Origin of the sequence: Limnohabitans sp. MORI2 (genome assembly GCF_027925025.1) — a bacterium.
Taxonomy (GTDB): Bacteria; Pseudomonadota; Gammaproteobacteria; order Burkholderiales; family Burkholderiaceae_C; genus Limnohabitans.
Genome location: NZ_AP027058.1, coordinates 1,769,520 through 1,783,424, shown reverse-complemented (window position 1 = coordinate 1,783,424; position 13,905 = coordinate 1,769,520). Strand labels below are relative to the sequence as shown.

The 13,905-nt window shown below is 55.1% G+C and carries 15 protein-coding genes and 1 riboswitch; of the genes, 10 read left to right on the top strand and 5 right to left on the bottom strand.

What is annotated here, in order from left to right:
- The gene (locus QMG27_RS08470) at positions 1-276 is read left to right on the top strand and encodes a FixH family protein (RefSeq protein WP_281810625.1); all 276 of its coding nucleotides are present in this window, start codon (positions 1-3) and stop codon (positions 274-276) included.
- Positions 277-297: 21 nt separating this feature from the next.
- On the opposite strand, the gene fnr is transcribed toward QMG27_RS08470, so the two are convergent.
- Complete coding sequence (gene fnr / locus QMG27_RS08465) at positions 298-1,017, bottom strand: fumarate/nitrate reduction transcriptional regulator Fnr (protein WP_281810624.1); 720 nt, start codon at positions 1,015-1,017, stop codon at positions 298-300.
- An 87-nt stretch (positions 1,018-1,104) separates the two neighbouring features.
- Here fnr and hemN point away from each other — a divergent pair, with 87 nt between their 5' ends.
- Together hemN and QMG27_RS08455 are read left to right on the top strand one after the other, a co-directional pair.
- Complete coding sequence (hemN, locus tag QMG27_RS08460) at positions 1,105-2,493, top strand: oxygen-independent coproporphyrinogen III oxidase (protein ID WP_281810623.1); 1,389 nt, start codon at positions 1,105-1,107, stop codon at positions 2,491-2,493.
- Entirely contained in the window at positions 2,493-3,206 is a 714-nt protein-coding gene (locus tag QMG27_RS08455; RefSeq protein WP_281810622.1) for a sulfite exporter TauE/SafE family protein, read from the top strand. Before hemN ends, QMG27_RS08455 begins: the two co-directional genes overlap by 1 nt.
- Here the strand turns inward: QMG27_RS08455 and QMG27_RS08450 are convergent, their stop codons facing one another.
- From QMG27_RS08450 to QMG27_RS08440, 3 genes are all read right to left on the bottom strand, one after another.
- Complete coding sequence (locus QMG27_RS08450; protein WP_281810621.1) at positions 3,207-4,022, bottom strand: sulfite exporter TauE/SafE family protein; 816 nt, start codon at positions 4,020-4,022, stop codon at positions 3,207-3,209.
- A gap of 220 nt (positions 4,023-4,242) precedes the next feature.
- Positions 4,243-4,548, bottom strand: coding sequence for a cell division protein ZapA (locus QMG27_RS08445; protein ID WP_281810620.1), 306 nt, complete (start codon positions 4,546-4,548; stop codon positions 4,243-4,245).
- Positions 4,545-4,766 (bottom strand): DUF904 domain-containing protein, encoded by a 222-nt coding sequence (locus QMG27_RS08440; protein WP_281810619.1) that lies wholly within the window; start codon positions 4,764-4,766, stop codon positions 4,545-4,547. Before QMG27_RS08440 ends, QMG27_RS08445 begins: the two co-directional genes overlap by 4 nt.
- 35 nt (positions 4,767-4,801) lie before the next feature.
- Positions 4,802-5,046, top strand: a riboswitch (cobalamin riboswitch).
- Positions 5,047-5,121: 75 nt separating this feature from the next.
- Between QMG27_RS08440 and QMG27_RS08435 the strand changes: the two genes are divergently transcribed.
- Genes QMG27_RS08435 through QMG27_RS08410 form a run of 6 tightly spaced genes read left to right on the top strand, consistent with a single transcriptional unit; the run spans position 5,122 to position 12,027 of the window.
- Positions 5,122-7,047 carry a TonB-dependent receptor gene (locus QMG27_RS08435; protein ID WP_281810618.1) on the top strand — a complete coding sequence of 642 codons (1,926 nt, stop codon included), beginning with the start codon at positions 5,122-5,124 and terminating at the stop codon, positions 7,045-7,047.
- 5 nt (positions 7,048-7,052) lie between these two features.
- Positions 7,053-7,856 (top strand): ABC transporter substrate-binding protein, encoded by an 804-nt coding sequence (locus tag QMG27_RS08430; RefSeq protein ID WP_281810617.1) that lies wholly within the window; start codon positions 7,053-7,055, stop codon positions 7,854-7,856.
- A complete protein-coding gene (locus QMG27_RS08425; protein WP_281810616.1) occupies positions 7,849-8,763 on the top strand; it encodes a helical backbone metal receptor in 915 nt (304 codons plus the stop codon). Before QMG27_RS08430 ends, QMG27_RS08425 begins: the two co-directional genes overlap by 8 nt.
- On the top strand, positions 8,760-9,773 hold the full coding sequence (locus QMG27_RS08420) for an iron ABC transporter permease (protein WP_281810615.1): 1,014 nt from the start codon (positions 8,760-8,762) through the stop codon (positions 9,771-9,773). Before QMG27_RS08425 ends, QMG27_RS08420 begins: the two co-directional genes overlap by 4 nt.
- Positions 9,770-10,543 carry an ABC transporter ATP-binding protein gene (locus QMG27_RS08415; RefSeq protein ID WP_281810614.1) on the top strand — a complete coding sequence of 258 codons (774 nt, stop codon included), beginning with the start codon at positions 9,770-9,772 and terminating at the stop codon, positions 10,541-10,543. Before QMG27_RS08420 ends, QMG27_RS08415 begins: the two co-directional genes overlap by 4 nt.
- Positions 10,544-10,560: 17 nt before the next feature.
- Positions 10,561-12,027, top strand: coding sequence for a cobyric acid synthase (locus QMG27_RS08410; protein ID WP_281810613.1), 1,467 nt, complete (start codon positions 10,561-10,563; stop codon positions 12,025-12,027).
- A 23-nt stretch (positions 12,028-12,050) separates the two neighbouring features.
- Here QMG27_RS08410 and nth read toward each other — a convergent pair whose 3' ends face one another.
- Positions 12,051-12,689: an endonuclease III gene (gene nth, locus QMG27_RS08405; protein WP_281810612.1), complete on the bottom strand. Its 639-nt coding sequence runs from the start codon at positions 12,687-12,689 to the stop codon at positions 12,051-12,053.
- Positions 12,690-12,707: 18 nt separating this feature from the next.
- Here nth and QMG27_RS08400 point away from each other — a divergent pair, with 18 nt between their 5' ends.
- The gene (locus QMG27_RS08400) at positions 12,708-13,898 is read left to right on the top strand and encodes a PLP-dependent aminotransferase family protein (RefSeq protein ID WP_281810611.1); all 1,191 of its coding nucleotides are present in this window, start codon (positions 12,708-12,710) and stop codon (positions 13,896-13,898) included.
- Positions 13,899-13,905: the final 7 nt, after the last annotated feature.

The following is a 13,905-nucleotide window of genomic DNA, read 5'->3' as shown; positions in this document are numbered from 1 at the left end:
ATGACAAGCAACCAAACTTCTGATACCAAACGATGGTGGCAATATGGTCACGTGTGGCTCATCATTGCAGGCCCAGCGGCTGTGATTGTGGCGGGCTTTGTAACGTTGTTCATCGCCATTCGGTCGCCAGATCCTGTGCTGGCTGAAGACTATTACAAACGCGGCCTAGATATCAATAAAACCTTGGCTGCTGAGAAAGACATGCAGCTGGCACCTGCGATGCAATCGCGTAACCATGTGGTCACGCCCAGAGTGGATGCTGATAAAAAGCCCTAAGCCTTGCGGCTTGCGCTGCGCTCAGTGACAGCTGGGTGCGTTGACGATGAGCTTGAGCCCATCTGGGTTCAGGATGCGGACATGGCGTTGCTTGACTTCGACAATGCCGTCTTCTGCAAACTTTGAAAATGTGCGGCTCACGGTTTCTAATTTGAGGCCCAAATAGCTGCCAATTTCTTCACGCGTCATGCGCAACACCAACTCCGATTGAGAGAAGCCACGCGCATGCAGGCGTTGTACCAAGTTGAGCAAGAATGCCGCCAAACGCTCCTCGGCACGCATGCTGCCTAAGAGCAACATGACCCCGTTTTCTCGCACGATTTCACGGCTCATGATTTTGTGCACATGGCGTTGCAAAGAGGTGATTTCACGCGAGAGATCTTCAATGCGATCAAAAGGCATGACACACACTTCGGCATCTTCCAGCGCCACAGCGTCACACGTGTGGTGATCACTCACGATGCCGTCTAAACCGATGATCTCGCCGGCCATTTGGAAACCCGTTACCTGATCGCGACCATCTTCTGCCGAAATGCGGGTTTTAAAAAAACCGGTTCGGATGGCATACAGCGCGTTGAACTTATCGCCATTTCTAAACAGGTTGTCGCCACGTGCCACTTTGCGGCGGGTTGCTACCATTTCGTCGACACGCTCCATCTCGGTTTCATTCAAACCAAGCGGCATGCAGAGCTCGCGCAAATTGCAGTTAGAACAAGCGACTTTGATACTGGTAGAACTCATGGGAACGGATGGACTTTGTGTTGACACAAGTCAACTTTTATCAGCGGTGACGCCTCTATTATGGAGCGCAAATTTAGGTGTGAACTTATGCATTCTCTTGTCTTGAACCCAGAACTCTTGCAGCGCTATGACGTGGCAGGGCCTCGTTACACCTCATACCCGACGGCTGATCGATTTGTGGAAGCATTTGGCGAGGCAGACTATTTGCAAGCGTTAGAGCAACGACGCGATGGCGTGGGCACCAAAGCGTACCCCTTGTCCCTGTACGTGCACATTCCGTTTTGTGAGTCACTTTGCTACTACTGCGCGTGCAACAAAATCATCACCAAGCACTACGAGCGCGGCGCTGAATATTTGCGCTACCTTGAGCGTGAGGTGGATCTGAACATTGCGCACTTGGGTCAAGGCCAAGTGGTGTCGCAATTGCACTTGGGTGGTGGCAGTCCCACGTTTTTGAATGATGCCGAGTTGGCTCAGCTGATGGCCATGCTGCGTCGCAATTTTCAGTTTGCGCCTGGCGGTGAATACTCGGTCGAGATTGATCCGCGCACCGTCACGCGTGAACGCTTGGCGCATTTGGCAGAGCAGGGCTTTAACCGCTTGAGCTTTGGCGTGCAAGACTTTGAGCCTGCCGTGCAAAAAGCGGTGCACCGTATTCAACCTGCTGAACAGGTGTTTGACTTGGTGGCTGCGGCTCGAGAGTTGGGTTTTGAATCTGTCAATGCCGATTTGATTTATGGTTTGCCTATGCAAACGCCAGAAACGTTTGAACGCACGCTTGAAAAAATCACCCAGTTGCGCCCTGACCGCATTGCCTTGTATGCGTATGCGCACTTGCCGGAGCGCTTCAAGCCGCAACGCCGTATCCACACGCAAGATTTGCCGCCTGCCGCGTCTAAACTGGTTATGTTGTCCAGCGCGATGCGCGTGTTGGTGGAGGCGGGTTATGTGTATGTGGGCATGGACCACTTTGCTTTGCCCAACGATGCGCTGGCTGTGGCCAAACGCCAAGGCCGTTTGCACCGAAATTTCCAAGGCTACAGCACGCAGCCCGATTGCGACTTGATTGCTTTGGGCGTCTCATCAATCGGTCGCGTGGGCCCCACCTTCAGCCAAAATGTGAAGACCTTGGACGAGTATTACGACTTGCTCAACCAAGGCCGTTTGCCCGTGGCCCGTGGCATGGCGCTCTCGCGTGATGACTTGGTGCGTCGCACCGTCATCATGGCGTTGATGTGTCAGGGTAGTGTGCTGTTTGAATCGGTGGAGTTGTCGCATTTGGTCGACTTCAAGCAGTACTTCGCCCCCGAGATGGAGGCCTTGGCGACGATGCAAGAACAGGGCTTGTTGACCATCGATGACACCGGTATTCACGTGACTGAGCTGGGCTGGTTTTTTGTGCGTGGCGTCGCCATGGTGTTTGACAAATACCTGCAGGCTGACAAGAACCGAGCTAGGTTCTCTAAAATCATCTGATGAACACAACTCTGGCTCTCACCGCACTCCTCATGGGGCTCGCGGGTGGGCCGCACTGTTTGGCCATGTGCGGTGCGGCGTGTGCAGGCATTGGTCGTGCGGCCCAAAAACAAACGGGCGGGCAGGGTGTGTCAGCCATGCTCTTATTTCAACTCGGGCGCGTCATCGGCTACAGCGCTTTGGGTGCAGTGGCTGCCAGCACCATGCAAGGTGTGGGCTGGCTGAGTACTCAGTCAGCGGTATTTCGCCCTTTGTGGACGTTGTTGCACATCGTCGCCTTCATGGTGGGCGGGTTGTTGCTCTGGCGTGGTGAGCAGCCCATTTGGTTAGAAGATGTGGGACGCGGCATTTGGCGTCGTGTGCAAAGCATGACGGCCCATCTCAAATTACGTCATGGGGGAGCCGTGGTGCTTGGTGCCCTGTGGGCGTTGATGCCCTGTGGTTTGCTCTATGGTGCGCTGCTCGTGGCTGCGTTGAGCAATAGCCCCATCGAAGGTGCTGCAGTGATGGCGCTGTTTGCGTTAGGCAGCGCGGTGGTGTTGACCGTGGGGCCTTGGATTTGGTTGCGCTTGCGAGCGGGGCAAGTCATGCACACAGGTAATGGTGCATGGGGCGTGCGCTTGGCAGGGTTGGCTTTGGCTGTCAGCTCAGGTTGGATCTTGTGGATGGGCCTCGTGGAGTACCAAGCACCTTGGTGCTTGGTGCCTCAATGATCAACTGCTGATGCCTTTGTAAAACATATAAGCCGCGAGCACATACAACACGCTGGCAAACACGCGCTTGAGTTTTTTCACGGGCAACATGTGCGCGGCCTTGGCGCCTAGGGGGGCAGTGAGCACGCTGCACGCCGCAATCACCACCAGGGCGGGAATCCAGATGAACCCAAATGCATCGTCGGGTAAGCCTTGTACGGACAAACCGCTGATGATGTAGCCCGCCACGTTGGCCACGGCAATCGGAAAACCCAAAGCTGCGCTGGTGGCCACCGCGTTGTGAATGGCCACATTGCACCAGGTCATGAACGGCACGCTGATAAAGCCGCCACCTGCACCCACCAGCCCAGAGATAAAACCAATCACACCACCCGCGCCTATGAGGCCTGCGGTAGCAGGCACTTGGCGTGAGGGAGCTGGTTTTTTGTCTAAGAACATTTGCGTGGCTGAGAAACCCACAAACAAGCCAAAGAAGATGGCCAGGTATGCGCCTTTGAGCAAGGCGAACACGCCCAAGCTGCCAATCATGCTGCCCAACACAATGCCGGGTGCCAGACCTTTGACCAAATCCCAACGCACCGCGCCACGCTTGTGGTGAGCGCGCACACTAGAGACGGAAGTGAAGATGATGGTGGCCATCGATGTGGCAATGGCCATTTTGACCGCCAAGTCAGCATCGACACCGCGCTGCGTGAGCATGAATGTGATGAAGGGGACCATCACCATGCCGCCGCCAATGCCAAGCAAGCCTGCTAAAAAACCAGTGCAAGTGCCCAGCAGGGCGAGTTCGATGATGAGTTGCGGTTGGAGGTCCATGCGAGTGCAAGCCTTAGAAGATAGAAGGTGTCTGCAAGGATCCTCAAGGCCGTCATCCTGAACCGGGGGTTCAGGTGGGCGAGGTCAGGTCAACGTTGGGTTCATCTGACGCGAGACGATCACGCTCATCGACCGATGTTCCAAGCCCGAGCTCAATGAGCATTGGTTCAAGGAAATATAAAGCCCCAAGGGCTTGCAGACGCGCTGATTGTAGGCGCGCTTAGATGAGTTGGTTGTCGCGTGCGAGCACCGCATCCATGCGCTGCAACAGATTGTGCAGGTCGGTGCTGGAGGTGCTGCTGTCGCCACTGACTGCTGCTGCGGCAGGGCGATCGGTCAAGTCAAATGCCAAGTTGAGGGCTGCTAACACCGCAATACGGTCGCGGGCCTTGATCTTGCCAGCATCGCGGATTTTGCACATGGCCTCATCCACCTTGGCCACAGCTTCGCCCAAGCGTGTTTCACCGCCTTCGGGGCAGCCCAACACATAGCCTTGGCCCATGATTTGAACTTCGATCTGTTTCATGCGTTGTCCTTGGCTTCGGCGCCTTGAGGTAGGCGATCTATCAATGCATCAATGCGGTGGCGAGCTGCGCCCAAGCGTGATTTGAGCAAATCACGCTCGTGTGTGAGTTCTTGGACTTGAGTCGCTAACAAGGCATTGGTGCGTTGCAACTCTTCGTGACGCAGCAATAAATGCTCGACACGCTGGGCAATTTGATCGATCAGGGATGTTTGTGGCATGGCCGCACGATTTTAAGGTGGCTGAAAGGTAAATCGTTAAAATTATCAATGTTGGTGCTCGAGGTGTGGTTCACACGCCTCAGTTCAACGGGAAGCAGGAGGGTTGTGTCGCCAAGCGCGACAACACCTAACCTGCGCTGCCCCCGCAACGGTCAAGCGGACGAGCATTACTGCTCCGCTTCTGTCACACAAGCCACTGAGCGCCTTGAACAAGCGCTTGGGAAGGCGACAGAGGTAGTCTCCGCCAGCCCGGATACCGGCCAACAAGGTGGCGGTGCGCCTTAAAACGCGCCGCTAAATCGCTCAAGCACTGTCGGGGAAGGCGGTGAGAGCACATCCAGTTGGTATTTAAATCATGAAGAAATCTATTCGTATTCGTGCGCACGTCTTTACGCCTGCGCTTTCTGTGTTGGCTTTGGCCGTTACTGCGTCTGTGCAGGCTCAGGGGATTGAAGTTAATCCGGTGGTGATTTCTGCGACGCGTATGGAGCAGCCTTTGTCGGAAGTTTTGTCTTCGGTCTCGGTGATTACGCGACAAGAGATTGAAAAATCACAAGCAGCTAGCTTGGCTGATTTGATTCAAGGCGAGGCAGGTGTTGAGTTTGGTCGTACAGGTGGTCCTGGTTCAACGACTTCATTTTTCTTGCGCGGTCAAAATAGTACTAATTTAGTGATTCTGATTGACGGCGTTCGCTCTCAAGTTGATCCTTATGGGAACTTGCAAATTACGGATATTCCATTGCAACAAGTTGAGCGCGTTGAAGTTTTGAGGGGTAATGCCAGTGCGTTGTACGGTAACGCAGCGGTGGGTGGAGTCATTAATGTGTTGACTCGCCAAGGACAGGGTAATCCATCAGCATACGGTAGTGCGACATATGGCTCTCTTGGTACGGCTAATCTTTCTGTTGGCTATTCGGGTTCCAATGACGATTCAAGGTTTGATCTCAATGCTGGGCGTAACCACTACAGAGGAACATCCTCAATGGATTCGAAGATTAATCCGCGTGTCAATCCAGATAATGATGGCTATACCAATGAGTATTTTTCAGGAAAGTTTGAGAAAAAAATTGAATCGAGCTTGACACTGGGGACACGTTTTACGACGAGTACTGCACAAGTGAATACAGATAGCGGTGAAGCTGCGGACCCATCTAATGGTGTCATTGGTGATGTTGCAACCGATGTTCAAAAGTTTAAAAAGAAAACAAACTCATTTGGTATTTATGCCAAAAAAGCCGTAACTGATGATTGGTTGAGCACCATAGATGTTTCGCAATCAACTTTGAAATATGAAGATTTCAAGAATGGCACCCGTTACTTCAGTGGGTATGGCGAATCGTGGCAAAACGGTTTAATTGAAGGCACGCAAAATGCCGCGCGTTGGTTCAACACTTACCAATTAACACCTGCGGTTAAAACCGTATTTGGTGCGGATTTTGAGAGCGAGAAACTTTCAGCTGAAGGCAATAGCCCATATTCATTGAAACGTGAATCGCATGGTTACTTCGGTGGAGCAACAGCAACCATTGATAAGTTGAGTTTGCAGGCCAATCTTAGAAAAGACACATTAGATGTGTCGCATAACCAATATGGCTCAGACAGCAACAGTAAACCCAGTGCGACATCGGGACTGCTGGGTGCAGGCTACCAACTAAACCAAAGCTGGCGGTTGACTTCGACGATTTCAACAGGGTTTAGAGCGCCGGGTACAGCTGAAATCGCTAGTTCAGCGACCATCAAGCCCGAAACTCATACAAGTAAAGAAGCCGGTGTGAGCTATTCCTCGGATCGAACGTTTGCTCGTGTTGTTTATTTCCAAACGCAAACCAAAGATGCCATTGCATACGGTGGTGCACCTGATTACGCCTTGTCAAATATCGGGAAGACTCAAAATGAAGGGGTTGAGGCTTCCGCGCGTGTTGTTTGGGGTGGTCACAGTTTGAAGGCTTCATATGTGCGTCAAGATCCATGGAACGTGAGCGACGATAAGCCAATGGCTCGTCGTGCACGTGAATATGGGTCACTTGATTTCTCACGATCTATTCAGATGTATGACGTAGGCGCGAAGGTTTATGCCTCTGGTTCGCGCGCAGATGGTGCAACAGCGAATACGCTAGCAGGCTATACATTGTGGACACTCTATGCAAGCAAGAGAATCGACAACGAATGGACTGCGCGCGTGAAACTGGAGAACGTGTTTGATCGCCAGTATCAATTGGCATATGGGTTTAACACCCCAGGCCGCGGTATCTACGCCACCTTGCAATACCAACCCAAGTAACGTCAATGCTTGATCTTTTCCCCCAACGCATCGTCTGCCTCACCGAGGAAACGACAGAGTGGCTGTACATGCTGGGGGAAGAGGCGCGCATTGTGGGTATCTCGGGGTACACCGTGCGCCCGCGTCGTGCGCGTGATGAGAAACCCAAAGTGAGCGCATTCTTGAGCGCCAAGATTGACAAGATCTTGGCGCTCAAGCCCGATTGCGTGTTTGGGTTTTCTGATTTGCAGGCTGACATCGCGGCCTTGCTCATCCGTGCCGGCGTGCAGGTCACGGTGTTCAACCAACGCAGTGTGGATGAGATTTTTTCGATGCTCTACCAAGTGGCGGCAATGGTGGGGCAGGCCGAGCAAGGTTTGCAGCGCTTGAAGCAGATGCGTGCACAGTTGGACGCCATTCAACAAACGGCAGCTACATTCAAGCGCCGTCCCAAGGTGTATTTTGAAGAATGGGATGAGCCGCACATCAGTGGCATTCGTTGGGTGTCTGAGTTGATTGGCATTGCAGGGGGAGATGATTGTTTTCCTGAACTAGCCCAAATGCCCATGGGCAAAGATCGCATCATTGCCAACGGTCAAACCATTGTGGAGCGCGCGCCCGACATCATCATTGGCTCGCTGTGCGGTAAAAAGTTTCGCCCTGAAAAAGCAGCGGCACGTGAAGGCTGGGCCGATGTGCCTGCGGTTCGAAACAAGCAAATTTTTGAAATCAAGTCGGCGGATATTTTGCAGCCAGGCCCTGCGGCCTTGACTGATGGCGTAGCACAGTTGCATCGCATCATTCAGCAGTGGGAGGCAACGCATGCTTAACGGTATCAAGTCGATTCGCGGGTTTGCGCTGGTTGCGCTAATGGCGTTCGGCAGCATCGCCCAAGCCATGGTGTTGCGCGATGACCGCCAAGTGGAAGTGACCATTGCCAAGCCTGTGCAACGCATCGTCAGTCTGTTACCTTCACTCACTGAGACAGTGTGTGCATTAGGACAGTGCCAAAAGCTAGTGGGCGTGGATCGTTATTCCAACTGGCCCGAGAGCATTGCCAAGTTACCGCGTATGGGTGGTGGCATTGATCCGAACATTGAAAGCGTGGTCGCCGCCAAGCCAGATTTGGTCTTGATGGCAACCTCAGCGCGGGGCGCTGAACGCTTTGCAGCTTTGGGCTTAACCGTATTGGCGCTAGAGCCACGCTCACATGCCGATGTGCAACGCGTCATGCGCATCGTGGCACAAGCTTTGGATGTGTCAGTGGCTGAGAGTGATCGCGTTTGGCGTCATATCGATGCAGCCGTGAATGCGGCTGCGCAATCAGTGCCTGCAAAAGCCAAAGGCCAACGCGTGTACTTTGAAGTCAGCGCTGCGCCGTATGGTGCCAGTGAATCGTCGTTCATTGGCGAGACGTTGCAACGCTTGGGTGCGGGCAACATCTTGCCTGCATCGCTAGGGCCGTTTCCCAAAATCAATCCAGAGTTTGTGGTGCGTGCGCAGCCCGACATCATCATGGTGGGTGATAGCAACTTTGCGGACATGACCACGCGCCCCGGATGGCAAAACATGCGCGTCATGCGCACGCAGCGCGTGTGCCATTTCAAATCGGAAGAGTCGGATGTGTTGGTGCGTGCTGGTCCGCGTATGGACGAGGCCGCGCGTTTGATGGCGAAATGTCTGATTGACAAAAGCGATGCAAGCAAAGTCAATGACAAGTTGAGAGGTCAGCCATGACAGTTCACAGCGTGCGTTGGTCGCCTGTGCTGGTGGCGCTTTGTTTGTTGGCGTTAAGCGCACTGGGCATCGCCCTTGGCAGCGCGGTAGGCAGCACAGGGTTTGAAAGCTGGTTTGCCGCCCTGCAAGACGACACCGCATGGCAAATCGTGTGGGATATCCGTTTGCCACGCAGTGTGGGCGCTTGTGCTGCAGGTGCGTTACTCGGGTTGGCCGGTGCACTAGCGCAAGGCTTGTTTCGCAATCCCTTGGCTGATCCGTATTTGTTGGGTAGTGCATCCGGTGCGTCGCTGGGTGTGGCTGTGGCGTTGGCACTGTTTGGCGGCAACCCGTTTGCGACAGAGTTTTTGGTGCGTTTGGGTTTGACAGGCGCAGCGTTTGTGGGCGCGGTACTGGCCGTGTTGCTCACGCTTGTGTTGGCGCGTGGCGTGCAACACACTTTGCGTTTGTTATTGGCTGGCGTGATTGTGGGTGTGGTGTTGGGTGCGTTGGCATCGCTCATCACGCTCTTGCGTCCTGATGTGTTGCAGGGCATGCAAGGCTTTTTGTTGGGTTCCACCAGTTTCATCGCTTGGAATGCTTGTGTGTTGATGTTGGGTGTGTTGCTGCTTTGTGTGACGAGTGCCTTTGTCCTGAGCCGTGTGTTGGACGCTTTGAGCTTGGGCGAGTCGACTGCCTTGAGCTTGGGGGTGCCACTCGCACCTGTGCGTGTGGCGCTGGTGTGTGTGTTGGCATTGGCAACGGGGACGGCTGTGGCGCAAACGGGCTTGGTGGCCTTTGTGGGCTTGGCTGCGCCGCACCTGGTGCGCTCTTTGGTGAACGCCAAACACAACTGGGTTGTGTTGTTGTCCACCTTGATGGGCGGTGTTCTGCTGCTGTTTGCTGATTTGTTGGCACGACTGTTGTTGTCACCGCAAGAGATGCCTGTGGGGGTCTTGACCGCTGTCTTGGGTGGTGGCTATTTGCTGTGGTTGATGTATCGCAGCCAAACGGCGAGGGCAGCACGATGAATGCGCCGCTGATGGCTTTGCGTTTGCGCGATGTGCATGTGTCTCTTGCAGGGCAAGAGGTGTTGCACGGCATTGACATGTCGTTTGCGGCGGGGCGTTGGACCAGCATCGTCGGACCCAACGGCGCGGGCAAGTCCACTTTGCTCAAAGCCATGGCAGGGTTGTTGCCAGTCAGTGGCCGCATCTTTTTATTCGACCAAGAGCTCGTGGCCATGAACCGCAAAGAGCGCGCGCAGCAGTTGTCGTGGCTAGGCCAAAACGAATCAACGTCTGACGATTTGCGCGTATGGGATGTGGTCATGCTCGGGCGAATGCCGCATCAAGATTGGTTGGCTGCGCCCAATGAGAACGACCATGCGGTGGTAGAGACTGCGCTGAAAGCCACCCAAGCTTGGGACTGGCGTGAACGCTCTATTGCTCAGCTCTCGGGCGGGGAGCGTCAGCGCGTGCTGCTGGCACGTGCCATGGCCGTGCAAGCGCAAGTGATGTTGATGGATGAACCACTTGCTAACCTTGATCCACCTCACCAAGTGGATTGGCTAGAACAAGTGCGCTGTCTCACCTCGCAACACACCACCGTCATCAGTGTGTTACACGAAGTCGGCATGGCCCTGCATGCCGATGACATGGTGGTGATGCAAGCTGGTCGTGTGGTCCATCAAGGTGCGTGTACCGACGCGGAAACGCACCGCGCTGTTGAAGCCGTGTTTGACAACCGCATTGCTATCCATTCGCTGAATGGTCAGTGGGTGGCGGTGCCCAAGCTTTAAAACCCAAAGGATTTGCCATGACGGCCAAGTGTGTGATGGTGTTGGGGACATCCAGTGGCGCAGGTAAAAGCTGGCTCACCACAGCGCTGTGCCGCTGGTACGCGCGTCAAGGGTTGAAGGTGGCCCCTTTCAAAGCACAAAACATGAGCAACAACGCGCGCGTGGTGGCCTCACACAACGGTCTTGGCGAAGTGGGCTCTGCCCAATACTTCCAAGCACTCGCAGCCAAAGCCGAGCCAGATGTACGCATGAACCCTTTGCTGCTCAAACCCGAAGCCGACACGCACAGCCAAGTGGTGTTGTTAGGCGAGGTGAACAACGAGCTGACGAATACACCTTGGCGCGGTCGCAGCGAAAAAGTGTGGCCACATATCGCTGCATCGCTTGACGCGTTACGTGCTGAAAATGACGTGGTGGTAATTGAGGGCGCTGGCTCTCCCGCAGAAATAAACCTCATGACCAGCGACATCGTCAACCTCCGCGTGGCGCGTCATGGTGATGCGCGTTGCCTGCTGGTGACCGACATCGACAAAGGCGGTGCGTTTGCCCATCTCTACGGCACATGGGCCTTATTGCCCCCAGAAGACCAGGCACGTATCACTGGTTTTGTGCTCAATAAGTTTCGTGGCGATGCATCACTGCTTCCGCCCGCACCTGAGATGCTGCAAGCACGCACAGGTGTTCCTACAGTGGGTGTGCTGCCCATGTGGTGGCAACACGGTCTGCCCGAAGAAGATGGGGTGTTTGATGACCGCAGTCGCGCCACCGGTGTGGTGAGCAAAACAGTCGCCGTCGTTGCTTACCCACGCATCAGCAACCTTGACGAATTTCAACCATTAAAGAATGTGCCTGGTGTGCGCCTGCTGTGGGCGCGTAGTCCTGCTGACCTCGCGGGTTTGCAGGCCACCGATTGGGTCATCTTGCCCGGCTCAAAGCACACCAGCAGTGACTTGGCTTGGTTGCGTACAAACGGTCTAGATGCCGCCATTGCCCAGCACGCCGCGCAGGGTGGGGCGGTGCTCGGCGTGTGCGGTGGTTTGCAAATGTTGGGCGAGGCCTTGATTGACACCCACGGCATCGACGGCAATGCCGCTGGCTTGGGGCTCTTGCCAGTGGTCACGCAGTTTGCGACAGATAAAACCGTCCAACGCACGCAGGCGCAGTTTGGCGCGTTGCGCGGCGCATGGTCGGCGTTGTCGGGCGTGCAAGTGAGTGGCTACGAAATTCACCACGGTCAAACCCACGCGCACAGCGCCATGCTGGCGGCGGGGCAAGTGGCGCACGAGGTGATGCCAACGTTGGCTTGGCAAAACGATGCAGGCAATGTGATGGGCACCTATTTGCATGGCCTGTTTGAAGACCCCGCAGTGCTGCATGCGTTGTTTGGTGCACAAACGCCCACGCTAGACACCGTGTTTGAAGGCTTGGCCGATTACCTCGACCAACACATGAACGCTGAGGTGTTGCACAGCTTGATTGCTTGAGGTGCTCAAGCGCATGACGCCCCTCAAGGTCGAGGCGTTTTGGGCTTGAAGCTACAAAACTCAGACACACCACATTGCCAGCACAGTGGCTTGCGTGCTTGGCACACATAGCGACCATGCAAGATGAGCCAGTGATGTGCGTCCACCAAATAATCGGCAGGCACGCGTTTCATCAACTGCATTTCCACCTCGTAAGGCGTTTTACCTTTCGCCAGCCCTGTTCTGTTCCCCACGCGAAAGATGTGCGTGTCCACTGCCATGGTCGGTTCGCCAAAGGCGACGTTGAGCACCACGTTGGCTGTTTTGCGGCCCACGCCTGGCAGGGCTTCTAGGGCTTCACGCGTGCGAGGCACCGCGCCCGCGTGTTGGTCCACCAAGATGCGGCAGGTTTGCATCAGGTGCTTGGCCTTGCTGCGGTACAGGCCAATGGTTTGGATGTAGCGCTCCAAGCCCTCTAAGCCCAAATTCAAAATTTGTTGCGGCGTGTTGGCCGCTGGAAACAAGCGGCGTGTGGCCTTGTTCACGCCCACATCGGTGGCCTGTGCGCTCAGCAGCACAGCGGCCAGCAGCTCGAACACGCTGGTATATTCCAACTCGGTATTGGGCTGCGGATTGGCTGCTTTCAGCGTCGCAAAAAAAGGCTCAATGTGCTGTATTTTCATTCGCTCATTATCCCCATCATGCAATTTGCTGACCGCCTCAACAATGTTGAAACCTCTGCCATCCGCGAACTGTTCAAACTGCTGGGCAAGCCCGGCATCATCAGCTTTGCGGGTGGCTTTCCCGACAGCGCCATGTTTGATGTGGACGGCATCCGCGCAGCCAGCGAAGCGGCATTGACCCAAGAGCCAGGCGCTGCGCTGCAATACGGTGCGACCGAGGGCTACCAACCACTGCGCGAACAACTCGCTGCCTTCATGGCCAGCAAAGGCGTGAAAGGCTTAGATGCCAACGGCCTCATCGTCACCACAGGCAGCCAACAAGCGTTGGACTTGATTGCCAAGACTTTGCTCAACCCCAGCGATGTGGCCTTGGTGGAAGGCCCCACATTTTTGGCTACCATTCAGTGCTTCCGTTTGTACGGCCCCCAAGTGGTGGGCGTGCCCATTGACGCGCATGGCGTGCAGGTGGACAAGCTCGAAGAAATGATGGTGCAACACAAGCCAAAACTGGTGTACCTCATTCCTACGTTCGGCAACCCGAGTGGTGCCACGCTCAACCTAGAGCGCCGTTTGCGCGTACTCGAACTCGCCGTGAAATACAAAACCGTGGTGGTCGAAGACGACCCTTATGGCGACTTGTACTTTGGCGATGCCCCGCCACCTTCATTGCTCGCTTTGAGTGACCAAGTGCCAGGCAGCCGCGAGTGGTTGATTCACTGCGGTTCGCTCAGCAAAGTCTTGTCACCCGGTCTGCGTGTGGGCTGGATGATTGCCCCGCCCGAGTTGTTGGCCCGCGCCACCATGTGCAAGCAGTTCAGCGATGCGCACACTTCCACCTTTGCACAAGCCACCGCCGCGCACTACCTCAAAGCAGGCCGCATGCCCGCCACCTTGGCGCATGTGCGCAGTGTGTATGCCGAACGTGCCAAAGCGATGGGCGATGCCCTGAAGCGCGAGCTGGGCGATGCATTGACGTTTACCCAACCACAAGGCGGCCTCTTTTTCTGGGCCAACCTCACCGGTGCAGGTGGCAAAGTGAAAGATGGCAGCGAACTCGCCAAACGTGCGATTGAGCAAGGCGTGGCCTTTGTGCCCGGTGCGCCGTTCTTTGCAAGCAATCCAGACACCACCGCCATTCGTTTGAGCTTTGCCACGGCGGATGTGGACAAAATCAACGAAGGCATTGCACGCTTGGCGAAGGCCTTGTAACGTCACT

Coding starts and splice junctions, on each gene's coding strand:
- QMG27_RS08470 (WP_281810625.1), top strand. CDS start 1: ATGACAAGCAACCAAACTTCTGATACCAAACGATGGTGGCAATATGGT.
- fnr (WP_281810624.1), bottom strand. CDS start 1,017: ATGAGTTCTACCAGTATCAAAGTCGCTTGTTCTAACTGCAATTTGCGC.
- hemN (WP_281810623.1), top strand. CDS start 1,105: ATGCATTCTCTTGTCTTGAACCCAGAACTCTTGCAGCGCTATGACGTG.
- QMG27_RS08455 (WP_281810622.1), top strand. CDS start 2,493: ATGAACACAACTCTGGCTCTCACCGCACTCCTCATGGGGCTCGCGGGT.
- QMG27_RS08450 (WP_281810621.1), bottom strand. CDS start 4,022: ATGGACCTCCAACCGCAACTCATCATCGAACTCGCCCTGCTGGGCACT.
- QMG27_RS08445 (WP_281810620.1), bottom strand. CDS start 4,548: ATGAAACAGATCGAAGTTCAAATCATGGGCCAAGGCTATGTGTTGGGC.
- QMG27_RS08440 (WP_281810619.1), bottom strand. CDS start 4,766: ATGCCACAAACATCCCTGATCGATCAAATTGCCCAGCGTGTCGAGCAT.
- QMG27_RS08435 (WP_281810618.1), top strand. CDS start 5,122: ATGAAGAAATCTATTCGTATTCGTGCGCACGTCTTTACGCCTGCGCTT.
- QMG27_RS08430 (WP_281810617.1), top strand. CDS start 7,053: ATGCTTGATCTTTTCCCCCAACGCATCGTCTGCCTCACCGAGGAAACG.
- QMG27_RS08425 (WP_281810616.1), top strand. CDS start 7,849: ATGCTTAACGGTATCAAGTCGATTCGCGGGTTTGCGCTGGTTGCGCTA.
- QMG27_RS08420 (WP_281810615.1), top strand. CDS start 8,760: ATGACAGTTCACAGCGTGCGTTGGTCGCCTGTGCTGGTGGCGCTTTGT.
- QMG27_RS08415 (WP_281810614.1), top strand. CDS start 9,770: ATGAATGCGCCGCTGATGGCTTTGCGTTTGCGCGATGTGCATGTGTCT.
- QMG27_RS08410 (WP_281810613.1), top strand. CDS start 10,561: ATGACGGCCAAGTGTGTGATGGTGTTGGGGACATCCAGTGGCGCAGGT.
- nth (WP_281810612.1), bottom strand. CDS start 12,689: ATGAAAATACAGCACATTGAGCCTTTTTTTGCGACGCTGAAAGCAGCC.
- QMG27_RS08400 (WP_281810611.1), top strand. CDS start 12,708: ATGCAATTTGCTGACCGCCTCAACAATGTTGAAACCTCTGCCATCCGC.